Source organism: Dyadobacter sp. SRI_021, from assembly GCF_057586235.1.
Window position 1 is genome coordinate 19,902 of record NZ_JBYCZM010000002.1, and the last position, 14,300, is coordinate 34,201.

At 50.9% G+C, this 14,300-nt stretch carries 13 protein-coding genes; 7 read left to right on the top strand and 6 right to left on the bottom strand.

Features of this window, described 5'->3' with window-relative positions; translation table 11 throughout:
• Positions 1 to 2 precede the first annotated feature (2 nt).
• On the bottom strand, positions 3 to 3,323 hold the full coding sequence (locus tag AC2YIT_RS05505) for a SusC/RagA family TonB-linked outer membrane protein (RefSeq protein ID WP_487278506.1): 3,321 nt from the start codon (positions 3,321 to 3,323) through the stop codon (positions 3 to 5).
• 371 nt (positions 3,324 to 3,694) lie between these two features.
• On the opposite strand from AC2YIT_RS05505, the gene AC2YIT_RS05510 reads away from it, so the two are divergent.
• Genes AC2YIT_RS05510 through AC2YIT_RS05520 form a run of 3 tightly spaced genes read left to right on the top strand, consistent with a single transcriptional unit; the run spans position 3,695 to position 5,415 of the window.
• Entirely contained in the window at positions 3,695 to 4,240 is a 546-nt protein-coding gene (locus tag AC2YIT_RS05510; protein WP_487278507.1) for a RidA family protein, read from the top strand.
• A 60-nt stretch (positions 4,241 to 4,300) separates the two neighbouring features.
• On the top strand, positions 4,301 to 4,750 hold the full coding sequence (locus AC2YIT_RS05515) for a VOC family protein (protein ID WP_487278508.1): 450 nt from the start codon (positions 4,301 to 4,303) through the stop codon (positions 4,748 to 4,750).
• Entirely contained in the window at positions 4,747 to 5,415 is a 669-nt protein-coding gene (locus tag AC2YIT_RS05520; protein WP_487278509.1) for a DNA alkylation repair protein, read from the top strand. The genes AC2YIT_RS05515 and AC2YIT_RS05520 overlap by 4 nt, the downstream gene beginning before the upstream one ends.
• 4 nt (positions 5,416 to 5,419) lie before the next feature.
• On the opposite strand, the gene AC2YIT_RS05525 is transcribed toward AC2YIT_RS05520, so the two are convergent.
• Complete coding sequence (locus AC2YIT_RS05525; protein WP_487278510.1) at positions 5,420 to 6,202, bottom strand: methyltransferase, TIGR04325 family; 783 nt, start codon at positions 6,200 to 6,202, stop codon at positions 5,420 to 5,422.
• A 267-nt stretch (positions 6,203 to 6,469) separates the two neighbouring features.
• Here AC2YIT_RS05525 and AC2YIT_RS05530 point away from each other — a divergent pair, with 267 nt between their 5' ends.
• From AC2YIT_RS05530 to AC2YIT_RS05540, 3 genes are read left to right on the top strand one after another with little or no spacing between them, the layout of a single operon-like run.
• Positions 6,470 to 7,459, top strand: coding sequence for a glycosyl transferase (locus AC2YIT_RS05530; RefSeq protein WP_487278511.1), 990 nt, complete (start codon positions 6,470 to 6,472; stop codon positions 7,457 to 7,459).
• 19 nt (positions 7,460 to 7,478) lie between these two features.
• Positions 7,479 to 7,859 carry a sugar 3,4-ketoisomerase gene (locus tag AC2YIT_RS05535; RefSeq protein ID WP_430847198.1) on the top strand — a complete coding sequence of 127 codons (381 nt, stop codon included), beginning with the start codon at positions 7,479 to 7,481 and terminating at the stop codon, positions 7,857 to 7,859.
• Positions 7,860 to 7,889: 30 nt separating this feature from the next.
• The gene (locus tag AC2YIT_RS05540) at positions 7,890 to 8,744 is read left to right on the top strand and encodes a glycosyltransferase family 2 protein (protein WP_487278512.1); all 855 of its coding nucleotides are present in this window, start codon (positions 7,890 to 7,892) and stop codon (positions 8,742 to 8,744) included.
• On the opposite strand, the gene AC2YIT_RS05545 is transcribed toward AC2YIT_RS05540, so the two are convergent.
• Genes AC2YIT_RS05545 through AC2YIT_RS05555 form a run of 3 tightly spaced genes read right to left on the bottom strand, consistent with a single transcriptional unit; the run spans position 8,741 to position 11,081 of the window.
• Positions 8,741 to 9,448, bottom strand: coding sequence for a glycosyltransferase family 2 protein (locus tag AC2YIT_RS05545; protein WP_487278513.1), 708 nt, complete (start codon positions 9,446 to 9,448; stop codon positions 8,741 to 8,743). The genes AC2YIT_RS05540 and AC2YIT_RS05545 overlap by 4 nt on opposite strands.
• 3 nt (positions 9,449 to 9,451) lie before the next feature.
• Entirely contained in the window at positions 9,452 to 10,300 is an 849-nt protein-coding gene (locus tag AC2YIT_RS05550; RefSeq protein WP_430847204.1) for a glycosyltransferase family 2 protein, read from the bottom strand.
• A complete protein-coding gene (locus tag AC2YIT_RS05555) occupies positions 10,284 to 11,081 on the bottom strand; it encodes a glycosyltransferase family 2 protein (protein ID WP_487278514.1) in 798 nt (265 codons plus the stop codon). Before AC2YIT_RS05555 ends, AC2YIT_RS05550 begins: the two co-directional genes overlap by 17 nt.
• Positions 11,082 to 12,134: 1,053 nt before the next feature.
• On the opposite strand from AC2YIT_RS05555, the gene AC2YIT_RS05560 reads away from it, so the two are divergent.
• Entirely contained in the window at positions 12,135 to 12,992 is an 858-nt protein-coding gene (locus AC2YIT_RS05560) for an alpha/beta fold hydrolase (protein WP_430847210.1), read from the top strand.
• A 41-nt stretch (positions 12,993 to 13,033) separates the two neighbouring features.
• Here the strand turns inward: AC2YIT_RS05560 and AC2YIT_RS05565 are convergent, their stop codons facing one another.
• Entirely contained in the window at positions 13,034 to 14,269 is a 1,236-nt protein-coding gene (locus AC2YIT_RS05565; RefSeq protein WP_487278515.1) for an MFS transporter, read from the bottom strand.
• Positions 14,270 to 14,300 lie beyond the last annotated feature (31 nt).

A 14,300-nucleotide genomic window follows, 5' to 3' on the forward strand; every position in this document is an offset into this window, starting at 1 on the left:
CATTAGAAATTGAGTGACAAGCCGATCGATACGGATTTCAGCATCGGATAGTTGTATCCATCACCCGAGCTTCCGCCGCCCAGGTCTCGGTCAGATCCGTAAATGCTGGTCACGTCGGTGTCGCGCGTCCACTTGTATAGCGGCGACCACGTCCAAATGTTCTCACCTGAAACATAAACTTTCAGGTCGCGGGCGTGGATTTTCGAGGTGATGCGTTCGGGAATGGTATATCCGATTTGCAGGTTTCTCAAACGGATATAGCCGACATTCTGCATGTAGCGGTCGTTGGCCACCTGCAACGCGCGGCCCGAGCCTTGCGCCACATATCCTACGAGGCGTGGCAGGTAAGCATCGAAGTTACCGAGCTCTTCGCGGTACATATTATCCTTTTGCCAGCGCGGATAGGCGTTGTAAGGACGGTTGTACTGTCCCCAGAAACGCGCTTCCGACGAGGGATACCAGTTTTGCTTCAATACCCCCTGGAAGAATGCGCCGAGGAAGAAGCCGTTCCAGTCACCCGACAGGTTTACGCCGTAGCTGTAACGCGGCTCGGAGTTACCGATAATGGTTTTGTCACCCGAATTGCCCACGCGGTTCAAGCCCTGGTAAATCACGTTATCGCCGTCCAGGTTCTGGAATTTCAGGTCACCCACGTAGTTTTTGCGGGTATTGGTGTTCGGGATGTTTGCCTGCGAAGGGGATTCGGTGATTTCAGCTTCCGAGCGGAACAGGCCTGCCACTTTGTACCCCCAGATCTCGCCCACACGCTGGCCTTCGTAGTAGTCGGTCAGGTTTTTGTCGGGGTTGTTGTATTTGGTGATGGTCGCTTTGTAGTCGGCTAATGTGAAACGCACATTGTAGTGGAAGGGCTTCGAAGCTACATTGAACTGATCGTCCCAATTAATGGATAGCTCCCATCCGTTGGTTTTCAAATCGGCATAGTTGCCTTTTGGAACAGTCGTTCCAAAAACCGCAGGCAATGTCGGTCCGACGGTGAACATGTCCGTCGTTTTACGCTGGTACATATCTCCGGAGAATTGGAGACGGCCATTCAGCGCATAGAAATCCAGACCAACGTTGGCGGTAGTAGCTGTTTCCCAGGTCAGCCCGTTCGGTACAACGCCCGGCATGCTCGTAGTCTGCGGACGAATTCCGTTGATCACACGTCCCGATTGCGAAATATTGAATTTCTCATTGAATGTGTATGGGTCGATGTTACCGTTGCCCAGCGATCCATAAGAAGCGCGGACTTTCACGTTGGAAAGGATTTTCGGGTCCACTTTCCAGAATGGCTCCTCGGAAACCCGCCATCCGGCCGATACCGATGGGAAGAACGCCCATTGCTGATCTGTCGGGAACTTGGAAGAGCCGTCGTAACGACCGTTCACCTCAAGCAGGTAGCGTTCGCGGAAGTTGTAGTTCAAACGGAAAAAACCGCCGGCAATGGCCCATTTCCGGTAACCACCTTGAGTGGTTATGCTTTGTCCTAATGCGAGGTTAATATCGTCCGCGCCGCTGTATACAATGCCGTTTCGTTGTGCGGCCAGATTGGTCGTGAGCGACCGCTCGTAGTTGAAACCACCCAGCAGTGTGAAGTTGTGCACATTGTTGAACGACTTCACGTAGTCTGCGTAGAAGTTGGTAGCAAGGTAATTGATCGTGTTACGTCCTTCCGTAATGTCGTTGGTGTTGGTACCGGTGTAGCCGATCACGCCCTTCGTACGGCTGTATGGCACCTGCACGCGGATCTGACTGGTGGCAAGGTCGGTGCTTTGGAACGTCATGTTGGCTTTGAGTGTCAGTGCTTTCTGGAAGAATTGTGCTTTCAGGGCTGTCTGGTTTTTGAGGAACCGGCGGGTCTGATCCTGGGCGTTGCGACCGTAGTAGTAGTCGCCCACTGTGTAAGCTGCCGAGAATGAAAGCGTTCCGTCCGGGTTGGTCAACGGCGCGAGCGGGTGGCCTTCATCGGCGATGTTGCGGTAAATACCGCTCCCTTCGCCGACGTTCAGCGGCTGGTGGTATTTCATCGACGAGAACTCGGTATTGTTGTCCACACGCAACCACGGGGTCAGCTGCACACCGCCTTTACCGCGGAAGTTGTACATGCTGTATTTATCCGTATTGTAGCGGAACAAACCGTCCTGATTGTTAAAGCGTCCGCTCAGCAGGTACGTCGCTTTGTCGGTGCCGCCGGCAATAGACAATGCGTGGTCTTGTGCGCTAAGGTTTTTCTTGTAAAGCTCTTTGTACCAGTCAGTACTGTAATAGTATTGATACTCTCCCGTTGTAGGGTTCACTTCCACGCGGGGCAGCGACGGATCTTCGTATCTCCGCTTGATCTCCGCCAGGTAGGCAGGGGAGAATGCGATAGTTTTGTTGATGGCCGTCGGCGTGTTGCCGTTGTCGTTCCAGCGTGACCATGCATCGCTGAAACCCTGAGCCCATGGATAGGAATCCACGATATTGTCGGGTATTTCCGTTGGCGCTTTAATAGAGTAGTTGGCCGAATAGGAAACCCGCATTTTACCTTCGGGCGCTGGCCTTGTAGTAATCAATACCACCCCGAATACCGCACGGGCACCGTAAATGGAGGCCGAAGCTGCATCTTTGAGTACCGAAATGCTCTCGATATCCTGCGGGTTCAGCATACGCGGGTCACCTTCCACCCCGTCGATCAGTACCAGTGCGCTTCCTTGCTGGCCAATGGAGGTCGTACCACGGACGTTGAACTGGGGCGACTGCGTAGGCTTGCCGTCGAACATCCGGATGTTCAGGTTAGGTACGACGCCCACCAGGCCTTGCGCGAGATTGGGAACGGGCCGGTTTTGCAGCACTTCTTGGCCCACCTGATCAACGGCGCCGGTCAGGTTTACCTTCTTTTGCGTACCATATCCAACCACTACTACCTCGTTCAGCGATTTACTGTCGGCTTTCAATGCAATGTCAATGGTCGACCGTGTGCCGGTCGCAACTTCCTGGCTTGTGTAACCTACATAGGAGAACACCAGCACGGCGCCACCTTCCGGAATTTCGAGAGTATAGTTGCCATTTGCGTCGGTGACCGTACCTGCCTGGGTGCCTTTGATAACCACGTTCACGCCAGGGATACCGTTGGGGGTATCGCCGTCGGTTACGCGACCTTTGATCTGGCGGTCGGCCTTCACAATGCTCTTGTGTACGTTACCGGATAGAATGCCGGTTTTAGGATCGGGAGTCGGGTTTGCCCAGCTCGTGCCGCCGATGATCGCGAGCAGCGCCGCATGGGCAATCGATTTTTGTAAGGTTCCCGCACCGAGCGGCCACCTTTCGTTACATCGATACATATGGGTGTAGATTTTGGGTATGGTGAATGAATTGAGTTAGTTCCGGTTTTGAGGCGACAAAATTGGTCAATCCGCATTATTTACGGCGGCCATGCATTGCTATTTAACAATATCATAATCTGGATTGCGAGACGGGTTAAGGGAGTTTATGACATGAAAAGTCAAGAATGACTGAACAAATACTGTATTTGTTTAATTATGTGATGAAAAAATAGTATAAATAAAATAGAAGAGTGCTTTGGCGCTGGCGATAGCTCATGCCGCGAAGGGTTGTTGCAGAGGCACGGCGGTTACGAATGAAGGCCTGCGATTGCGGGTTCTCTGGGAATGATTGTTAATTTTAGCCGCATTTAATTATTAAACTAAACCTTATGCAATTTAAGTCAACCTCGCTGGCAGCCATGCTGCTCCTGTTACTGACCGTTAGTTTCCATTCACTGGCGCAAAACGGCCGCCCCGATCCCGAGAAAAAACTCGCCGAGCTGGGTATAACACTGCCGAAACTGAACCCCGGGAAGGGAAACCTCCTGCGTGCGGTGCGCGTGGGTAATCTCATTTACCTTTCTGGCCATGGACCCGACAAACCCGGCGGCGGCCAGATTCTGGGTAAAGTGGGGGACGACCTCACCGTAGAGCAGGGAAAAGAAGCAGCCAAACTTTGCGGTATCGCATTGCTGGCTTCATTGAAATATGAGATCGGCGATCTGAAAAAAGTGAAAAGGGTCATTAAAGTATTGGGCCTAGTGAACTCCACGCCGACGCTGACACAGCAACCCCAGGTTATCAATGGTTTTACTGATTTTATGGTGGAAGTTTTCGGCGAGAGCGGCAAGCACGCCCGTTCCGCAATTGGCGTGGCATCGCTGCCTTCGGGTATCGCCGTGGAGATCGAAATGATCGTCGAAGTAGAGCCATAAGTGTCTTTTTTGTTGGAAAAACCTTATTATTGAGTGTATTAATCCAAAATAATCACCACCATGGCTACCGTAAACATTTACCTCACTTTTAACGGCAACTGCGAAGAGGCCTTTAATTTTTACAAATCCGTTTTTGGCGGAGCGTTTCCGTATGTAGGCCGGTTCGGGGAAATGCCGCCGGGGGAGGATGGCAAGACTATAAGCGAAGAGGATTCGAACAAGATCATGCACATCAGCTTGCCGATCAGCAAGGAGACGATCCTGATGGGCAGCGATACCGGCGGTGAATGGGCGGCAGGTTACAAGCCTGGAAACAATTTTTCGATTTCCGTCAATGCGGAAAGCCGTGGTGAAGCCGATACTCTTTTTGCCGGACTTTCTGCGGGCGGACAGGTGACGATGCCGCTGGCGGACACGTTCTGGGGGGCGTATTTTGGAATGCTGACCGATAAATTTGGGATCAACTGGATGGTCAACTATGATGATCCGGAAAAAATGCAGGGTAAATGACCGTCGAACAAGTATTAGCACAGCTTGAATCGCTCGGATCTGAAAAAGTGCGCGCCATGAATAAGAAAAATGGCGCGCACGAAAATCAGTTCGGAGTGAAAATGGGCGACATCAGGGCCATCGCGAATAAAATCAAGTCCGACCATGAACTGGGCCTGGCTTTGTGGGACACCGGCAATATCGAAGCGCAGCTTTTGGGAATGCTGATCATGAAGCCCAAATTGCTGTCAGTCGGCGAGCTCGACCGGCTGGTACATGGTGTAAACTACGGCTGGGTGGCCGATTGGTTTTCGTCCTATATCGTCAAGGAGCATCCGCAAAAGGAAGAACTTCGGGAGGCGTGGATGGAATCGGATTATCCGTGGGCCGCCCGTGCGGGATGGAGCCTCACAGCCGGGCGTGTGACGCGCGATCCCGCGGGGATCGACGTTCCGGGCCTGCTCGATCGGATTGAGTCGGAAATGGCCACAGCTCCATCCGAGGTACAATGGACCATGAACACTACCCTGGCGCAGATCGGGATCCATTTTCCTGAGCTTCGCGCACGCGCGCTGGCGATCGGTGAAAAGCTGGGTATTTACCGTGATTATCCGGTTTCAAAAGGCTGTACCTCACCTTTTGCGCCGATCTGGATCAATGAAATGGTGAGCAGGCAGAGCAAGTAATGGCTTAGCGTCTGATCAGAAAAAATCCTTTGTCGTAACCCGCCTTCACATGGTCGATCTCCATTTCCTGCTCACCCGCCACGAACGATTCGAATTCCATTTTGATTTCGTAGCCTTCGAAATGTTCGAGAAAGCGTTTTTCGTTGAAAAACCAGGCGGGGTAATGCGCCTCGTAAATCTCAGGCGGCACTACCTGCAGCGTTAGCCGGTCGGGACGATCGGCGTTGATGAATGCTGTCCGGTCGATGAGGATATATTTGAAATCATACTGTTTGATTTCTTCCAGAAAATCATGCGGTTTTTGGAGATACTGCACTACACTCGAAAGCAGCAGCACATCGGCCTTTCGCGCCTTCATACTTTCTTCGATCGTAAAATGGAATTTCAGGATTTCATCTTCGAAGAACTCCCGTCCGCACCGGACGTAATTTTCCTGCTCCACCACGCTCCAGTGCAGTTGTACGGCGGCGGGGATCACGTCCCTCACCTGATAATAGGTGCTGCCTAACGACCCCCCGAAATCCAGAACATTCAAATGGTTACCACATTCAACGGCTGTATAAAGAAGCGCCGAAATGACCGAGTAGGGGTAAACTTTTTTATCAAACAACACCGAATCACGTTCGTAAACCGCCTGGCCATTCTTTACCTTCAGAAGGGCGTTTTTTGTTTTGTCCAAAATTGCTTCGGCCTCATAGCCTCCCGACAAGGCGGTGAGTGCATCCCACTTTTTATAGTCGCCAAACCAGCCGTAAGGATTTTTTTTCTTTGGTTTAAAGAAGCCCATAGTATTCTTTTAGATCACACGCAATTTATGACATTATTCAGTAACTCGGTTATAATACGATATTAGCACTGTCAACTCTGTGATAATGAGCGAGGTTGTGTTTTATGTGTCTGAATGTCAATTAATTCTGGGATTTATTTTTAACCTCGTTTTGAGAAAAATGATCGGTTATATATTATTTTATCTGCCGGAAGGATAACTACATTCCGCAATTTAACATTGATATTTGTAGTAGAAGTTACCCTCTTCTACCCCTAACATACTTTAATGCAGAATTTTTGTACCCTTTTTAACTCGGGCTACCTCTCGCGGGGATTAGCGATGTACAATTCGCTGCTCCGGCAAGGGGGTGATTTTCATTTGTACATTTTCGCGTTCGACGACGCCTGCGACGCCTTGCTGCGGCGCCTTAATCTGGCGAATGCGACGATTGTTTCCCTGCATGCATTTGAAACGCCCGAACTGCTCGCCGTAAAAAGCAGTCGCACGGCGGGCGAGTATTGCTGGACCTGTACCTCTTTCACGATCTGGCACTGCATTCATACATTTTCGCTCGATCATTGCACCTATCTCGACGCCGATCTCCTGTTCTTTGCCGATCCGAAGGCCCTGACGGACGAAATGGGCGAAAAGTCCGTGCTGATCACCGCGCATCGGTACGCTGCACCATATGATCAGTCGGAAAACAGCGGCATCTATTGTGTGCAGTTTGTCACTTTCAGGAATACAGAGGAAGGGCTTGCGGTGCTGGACTGGTGGATGAACGCCTGCCTGGAATGGTGCTATGCACGGTTTGAAGAAGGCAAATTCGGGGACCAGAAATACCTCGATGACTGGACGGAGCGCTTCACGGGCGTACACGTGCTCGAACATCCCGGCGGGGGTGTGGCGCCCTGGAACGCCATCGACTATACTTGTGAAAGCGTGAATGGACGGCTGTTTGTGCGAAAGGCAGATGCTTACAAGGTCCCCCTCGTATTCTACCATTTCCACGATTTCCGGTACTGCATCGGCAAGAGCTTCCGCCTCACCGCTGAACAATATCGGCTCCCGGAAAGTATCATACGACTTGTTTACAGTACCTATATCAAAGCGCTCTCCTCTGCGGAAGGCCAGATCCTGCTGATCGATCCTGCGGCAGTTGTCCATGAGCAACCGATGGTTCTCAAATGGATCAAAGTCAGCTTGTCGCGACGTATACAGTTTGGGTTGCGGGGGCGCTATAAGAATTATACAAAAAAGAATGCATTAACCTAACCTAAATCGTAAACACCCCTTGGCTCATTTAATCAATCTGAAAACCTTTACGGACACCCGCGGGAGTCTGACCGTGATCGAGCGGGTAATTCCGTTCGAGATCAAACGCATTTTTTACGTCAATGGACCTGACCATTTCAAAATCGGCGGAAAGCGCCAGCATATGAAGCAGGCGGTGATTTGTCTGAAAGGAAGTTGCCTGATCTCCAACCATACGGGCAGCGAAGAGCAGCATTTTATCCTTAATTCAGCGGACCAATGCCTGCTGCTGACGCCGGACGACCGGTACGAAATGCTTGAAATTACGGACGAATCCATTCTGATGGTACTCGCTTCCGAGCCGTTCGAGCACGAGGAACGCGTGCAGCAGCCCCGGCAGTATGAATTTTCACTTACCTAATGGGCTTCTAGCGCGTTTACTGCATTGAATATGCTGCCGAAAATTACCGTTGTGACGCCCTCGTTCAACCAGGCGAAATACCTGGAAAGTACCATTCTTTCGGTGCTGGGGCAGGGGTATCCCAATCTGGAATACATCATTGTCGACGGCGGCAGCACCGACGGTTCGGTGGATATCATCCGGAAGTATGAAGGTCAGCTGGCCTGGTGGGTGAGCGAGCCCGATAAGGGTTTGTACGACGCCCTCCGAAAGGGGTTCGGGCGGTCGTCGGGCGACATCATGGCATGGCTCAATGCCGATGATATGTACCATTCCCAAGCCCTTTTCACGGCCGCCGACATTTTCAACCGGTTTGCGGACGTGAAATGGATCATGGGTGCCAATACGTTTTTCGACGAACCGGGGCGGCCCTTTCTTTACGACGACCTCCCGTATGGCCAGCGCTGGTCGCGGTTGCGGATGCAATTATCCGACGGCGCGTTTATTCAACAGGAGTCGGTCTTCTGGCGGCGCAGCCTGTGGGACCAGGCGGGCGGTTTTATCGATCAAAATCATGCATTAGCGGCAGATTTCGAACTCTGGCTCCGTTTTTTCAGACATGCACGCTTGTATACGACGTCGTTTATGCTGGGCGGCTTTCGGTTTCGGAGCGAAAACCAGAAAAGCTATAACCAGCGCGGGCAATATCTTGCTGAAATGAAGCAATTATTGGCAAGGGAAAAAAACAGTGCATGGGAGCTGGCGCTGTGCCGTTTTGCACTCGCATTAATTAAGGTTATCCCAAAAAGAAAATGGCGTAACCGATTGATAACGAAGGTGCTGGATCTGCCGCCCAGGATTATTGCCGACCGGAACGCGGGAATGGTAATGCGGGAGCGCTTTTAGTGGTTGAAAAGCCGCTCTTTAAGCCTCTTGAATAAGAATCTCAGATAAATAGCCAGACCGAAATGCTTTAAGATCAGTCCCGCTTTCTCATTTTCAAAAACAAGGTCCTTTTGCAGTGACGATATGCCGGTGTCATTAAAGATGGCAATATTGAAATCCTTGAAAGTGAAGTGATAGCGTTTGTCGCTGTGGCATTGCATGTTAAACACATGGTCGGCTGAAATGCGGTAGCGCGTATCGTACCTGCGTGTGGCGAATACGCCTGCCGGGTAAATGATCGCCTGATGATTGATCCCTGTTTTCGCCTGCTTGTAGGGCGCCATTTCGCCCAGGTACTTTCGCCCCGCTTTGAGCACACTGCCGTAGTAGATTGTGTGAGGGTCGCTCAGCTTTTCAGCCATTCGAGAGAATTCGGGGGTCAGGATGTCGTCGGCACCGACGAAATAGATCCACTGCCCGTTTGCATGGTCGAGGGCTTTGTTCATGGCTTCGTAAATGCCGCCGTCCTTCTCACTTTTCCAGAATGCAAGTTTGTCGTCATTTCGTTGAAGTACCGCGGGTGTGCCGTCGGTGCTGCCGCCATCCATGACGATGATCTCGATATAGGGATAATGCTGGTCGTAAATGCTGTCAAGGCATCTCTGCAAAAACTTTTGCGCATTGTAAGTCACCAGGATGACGGAGATCAATGAGGTATTACTCATGCATTAAAGAGCAAATTCTCCCTCGGCCAGCCCAACCGATTCTACATGGTCAAGATATTGGTGGAGCCCTTGGCAGCAATACACGGTTTTGTTCAGTAATGCTTCGGTCAGGTAAGCTTCGTTTTTAGGGCAGCGGGCACGGTCCACCTCTGGATGGTAAATATGAAACACAACTCCGCCGAATTTGGCGGCGCGTTTCCTGACGCCCGAGTTGAGCAGCCTTACGGCAATTTCATTGTCTTCGCGGCCCCAGCCACGAAAAACCTCGTTGTAGCCGTTCACACGGATCAGGTCTTCGCGCCAGAAAGCCATGTTGCACCCACGCAGCGCGAAAATATCGTGCGTTTTATAGCGATCCGCCATATACCTGCTCAGCCAGGCGACACTGAACCGGTTGGTGAAATTGCCTAGTCCCGACTGGAACGGGGTTACCCTTGCCTGCCGCTTGCCGAGCATTTTTTCGGATAGCTCTTTGGTCATCAATACCCTGCTGCCTGCCACAAACGAGCCGCGTTTGCTTAACGCGAGATGGTCTTTGATAAAATGCCTGTGTAGTATGAGGTCGCCGTCGATCTGGATAATATAATCGCAAGAGCTCGTGGCAATGGCCTTGTTCCGGATTTTGGATAGCTGAAAACCGTTGTCTTCCTGCCAGACGTGGATCAGTTTCACCGGAAACAGAGGCCTCATGGCTTCGATTACGTCCGCGGTTTGTCCGGTGGATCCATCGTCGGCGATAATCACCTCGTCGGGCAGTACCGACTGTCCCAATACACTGAGCAAACAAAGCCGCAGTGCTTCCGGCCAGTTGTAAGTGGAAATAATCAGCGAGCTTTTAGAGAAGGTTTTCATATCCATTAAGGCATTTTTTGACTTTTGTAAGCAGGGTATGTTGGATGATCTGGCGATGAAAAGGCTCGTTCGACCGGGGCAACTCGTCATGATGCAGGTGGTACTGTACCGCGCCCAGTTTCACGATTTTCTTGACAATGTTGTTGTTGATAAAGCGCGCGGCCAGTTCCTCGTCTTCATGGCCCCATCCGCTGAGGTCATTGTTATATCCGTTCACGCGCAGGAAATCGTCTTTCCAATAGGCGAAGTTGCTGCCGCGGACGCTTCTGCAATTCATTTCCCTGCGCTGCCCGAGCGATTGCAGTATCGGTAACCGCAAGGCATTGAACCGGTTGTAAACTCCTTTTGAAAAAAAGCTGACGTTCGTACTGGCGCCCCGGAGCAGCTCTTCGCTCTTCGCGGGAGTGAGGCGCGCGCGGGTGCCGCGTATGAAAGCCCCGCGCTCGGCCGCTGCCAAATGGTCGTGTATAAATGAAGAATGCAGCAGCACATCGCCGTCCACCTGGATCACGTACGAGCCCGAGCATTGTCCGATCGCCTTATTGAGTATCTGACTTTTGCGGAAACCCCGGTCATCGTGCCACACGTGGATGATCGGCACAGGAAATCCATCCTGCATCTTGCAGATCAGCTCTTTCGTCCGGTCGTCGGAACCGTCGTCGGCGATGACCACCTCCGTAGGTAAAGTTTTTTGCCTGATAACGCTCAAAAGGCTGCAATGCAGCGCTTCCGCCCAGTTATAAGTAGCGATGATGAGCGATGTTGCCGGAGCGGAATCCATCAATAATCTGAGTTATTATTCCCTGATATACCTGGTGTAGGATATTGAATGTACAGCCTGATTGCTGCCTATGTTTTCCTCCCGTGAGGGTACAGCAAACACGAGACACACATGGGTTATCCATGGTTGTAACCGATTAATTGTTTTCGGTTAAGAAAATGTTTGCCGTTCCAAAAAGAAGAAAGAGGCAGTTCTGGTCGGAGTTTGAGAATTATTTTGGAAACCGCCAGTTACTTGTACTGCTGTATGTATGCCTGTATTTAGGCCGGAATGGCGGTAACAGGCTAGGAAGTAAATGGTTGATAGGGGACATGCTTTACGTTTGTTAGGGATTGATCCGTCTTCTCTTATTGAGACGTCATAAAGATCAAAAAAATATAAGAATTACAGCAAGGTGCTTCGCCATTTTTCTAATTTATTTTTAATCTTTTCGGGCGATGGTGGTAGCGTGCAGACAGGAAGATCCCTGGCGCAAGCGGCTCGGCTGACACGCCTGCGTTGTAGTACTTTTTCGAGGGTTATCTCTGAGGAGTAAAGAGGATAGTTTGATAGCCTCTTTTAGCAATTGCGAAGCTTTGAGGGGCATTTCTGCGCCGTACACACTCGGGGAGTGTACTTCCGGTGACGTATGTTTAGCCAGCAGGGATTGCTTAATTTCGACTTTGTGTTTCTCTGTATCCGGAGGCATAACAGTCAATAAACGGATGGCTGGATTGCTGTGTAACCCAACTCGCAGGGTCTTGAATGGAGCCGTTTTGAATGACAGGGTTTGCAAAAATTGTATAATAATGATGAGATCCGAAAGATCGCCGTGCGCCCCTTGTCCCGGAGCATTGGGAGTCGTTCGCGATCAGGCGAAAATAGTTAATACCCTGAAAGGACGCTTCGTGCATATACGTGTGCCTGTGCGCGCTGCCTTTGCGCTCGTCACGTGAGATGCAGGCTGTCATGCTAATATCCTTCAACTACCTTCGGAGCCTGTTGGAATTGCCTTTGGGAGGATTGCCTCAGATGTGACTCGGTTTGCGTATAGTTGCTTAAAACCGGATAGCTATGAAACAACTTCTTTACCCGCTGATCATTTGCGTGGCATTTTCCTGTTACAAACGGACGGAAAAGGCGGAGGTGCCGGTCAGGTACGGCTCGAATAATGGTAAGTATCTGAATGTCCGAAATATAAAAATATACTATGAGGAATATGGAAAAGGTATTCCACTGCTGTTGTTGCACCAGGGTTTGGGATCCATTGAAAATCTGGCCGGCATTATTCCAGCGTTATCAAAGCATTTCCGGGTTATTGCGTACGACGCACCCGGCCACGGGCGTTCGGAGCAAGCCGATAGTCTAAGTGGTGCATTGTTGGCCGATTATGGTTCCGCGTTCATCGACCAGCTCAAACTGGACAGCGTTTACATAATGGGTTGGAGCATGGGCGGCAATACAGCGCTCTTGCTTGCTGCGGACAGGCCTGATAAAGTGAAAAAGGTAATAAGCGGCGCTTCCAATTCGAAGGCAGCCGGGTTGACGCAGGAAGGGCGTGATTTATTAAAAGAATATACGGTCGAAGCGGTAAAGGAAGATAAGGACTGGCTGGCGAACTACCAGAAACTGAACCCTCAGCCCGATAAATGGGTCAAATTTTGGAAGGATAACCAGAAAATGTGGGCAAGGGAAATTAAAGTGCCGGACGAAAAGCTTTCTCGCATTGCCATTCCGGTACTCGTGATCCGCGGCGACCGCGATATGATCCGGTTAGAGCACAGCATTGAAATTTACCGGTCACTTAAAAAAGGCCAGCTGTGTGTTTACCCCAATGTGGGCCACGGCATGCCGGAATCGAAAGGTGATATGCTTTGCCGGATCGCGATCGACTTTTTAAATGAAAATGCGGATAGGGAAACAGACAACTGACCGCATTCCAGACTGCCCATGCAAGATTCCCTATCCTGATTTTACTCCATAACCAATGTGACATCCCGCTCTTCCAAAACCTCGTTTTTTGCTCCGCGTTCAATCCATTTCGTGCGGATAATGAGGGTTAATACGGCTAGAATTAATATTGCATAACCCGCCCCGAGCCATACCTGGCTGTCGATCCGGATGGTTTTAACGACGATGTAACTGAATGCCGAAGTCGAAAGAATGTACCCCCCGCCGGTGAGGCCGCTGGCCATGCCGCCGAACTTCGAAAAGCGGGTGAGGCAATAGGCGAGCATGCCGTTGAAAATGAATCCGGATGCCGAATGCAGCAAAATCACATATATCATCAGCGTGTATAGGTTGTGAAGTTGCAAAGTGAGCAGAATGAGCGCGCCTGATACGGCTAGTTGAACGACGGCCGCCGTGAATAGTCTTTTATAGAATGGTTTGGCAATGAGTGCTTTGGAGAGTAAACTCCCGCCCAGCATGGCCAGCCCCGAAATCATGGAACAGTTGCCGGTGACCGTCGCGGGGTAACGCATCACTTCCTCGATCAGGAACGGGCTCGACATGTTGTAGATCATCAGAACTGCATACGATAGCCCCAGAATAAGCAGGCCGGACGTAAAATCCCACGTCCCGAGCATGGAGCGGTAGGCGGTGCCAATGGTTGTCAGGCGTAATGGCGCTTTGGAGGCGATGGTTTCACCGCTGAACGCGAGTTCCAGCACCAGAAATGCTAACCCGAAAAAGCCCAGAAAGTAAAAGTTGGACTGCCAGCCGAAATGGGTTTGCAGGTAACCGCCCAGGAACGGGGCGATGATAGGCGCCGCCGACCAGATCACGGAAAAAAGGCTGGTATAATGTTTCAGTTTATCGCCTTCAAAAAGATCGAAGAAAAAGGACCGTTTGCTTACCACGATTACCGCTGACATTACACCCTGAACTGCCCGCATCGCGTAGATCACTTGCAGGCTTTCGGTATTTGCAATGATAAAACTGGCGGCGCTGAAACCCGCCAACGCGAAAATGTTAGGCCAGAAGCGGCCGTAGCTGTCCAGTAACCCGCCAATCAACAACTGGCTGATGCCATAAGTCGCAAGAAAAATAGATATACATAATTGAACGGCCTCAGGTGTAGCGTGCAGCCGGGCGCTCATGGCAGGGAGCGAGGGGATAAACACGTCGAGCGCAAAACCGGTGATCGGGATCAGCGCGAGGGCCAGGGCCGTGCTGACCGCTTTATTGGATTCTTTAAGTGTTTTCATATGCTTGCTATTAATGCTCCAAAGGTAGGGC

What these genes read in the sequence shown, in the direction of transcription:
- AC2YIT_RS05505 (WP_487278506.1), bottom strand. Translation starts at nt 3,323, where the DNA reads ATGTATCGATGTAACGAAAGGTGGCCGCTCGGTGCGGGAACCTTACAA.
- AC2YIT_RS05510 (WP_487278507.1), top strand. Translation starts at nt 3,695, where the DNA reads ATGCAATTTAAGTCAACCTCGCTGGCAGCCATGCTGCTCCTGTTACTG.
- AC2YIT_RS05515 (WP_487278508.1), top strand. Translation starts at nt 4,301, where the DNA reads ATGGCTACCGTAAACATTTACCTCACTTTTAACGGCAACTGCGAAGAG.
- AC2YIT_RS05520 (WP_487278509.1), top strand. Translation starts at nt 4,747, where the DNA reads ATGACCGTCGAACAAGTATTAGCACAGCTTGAATCGCTCGGATCTGAA.
- AC2YIT_RS05525 (WP_487278510.1), bottom strand. Translation starts at nt 6,202, where the DNA reads ATGGGCTTCTTTAAACCAAAGAAAAAAAATCCTTACGGCTGGTTTGGC.
- AC2YIT_RS05530 (WP_487278511.1), top strand. Translation starts at nt 6,470, where the DNA reads ATGCAGAATTTTTGTACCCTTTTTAACTCGGGCTACCTCTCGCGGGGA.
- AC2YIT_RS05540 (WP_487278512.1), top strand. Translation starts at nt 7,890, where the DNA reads ATGCTGCCGAAAATTACCGTTGTGACGCCCTCGTTCAACCAGGCGAAA.
- AC2YIT_RS05545 (WP_487278513.1), bottom strand. Translation starts at nt 9,448, where the DNA reads ATGAGTAATACCTCATTGATCTCCGTCATCCTGGTGACTTACAATGCG.
- AC2YIT_RS05550 (WP_430847204.1), bottom strand. Translation starts at nt 10,300, where the DNA reads ATGAAAACCTTCTCTAAAAGCTCGCTGATTATTTCCACTTACAACTGG.
- AC2YIT_RS05555 (WP_487278514.1), bottom strand. Translation starts at nt 11,081, where the DNA reads ATGGATTCCGCTCCGGCAACATCGCTCATCATCGCTACTTATAACTGG.
- AC2YIT_RS05560 (WP_430847210.1), top strand. Translation starts at nt 12,135, where the DNA reads ATGAAACAACTTCTTTACCCGCTGATCATTTGCGTGGCATTTTCCTGT.
- AC2YIT_RS05565 (WP_487278515.1), bottom strand. Translation starts at nt 14,269, where the DNA reads ATGAAAACACTTAAAGAATCCAATAAAGCGGTCAGCACGGCCCTGGCC.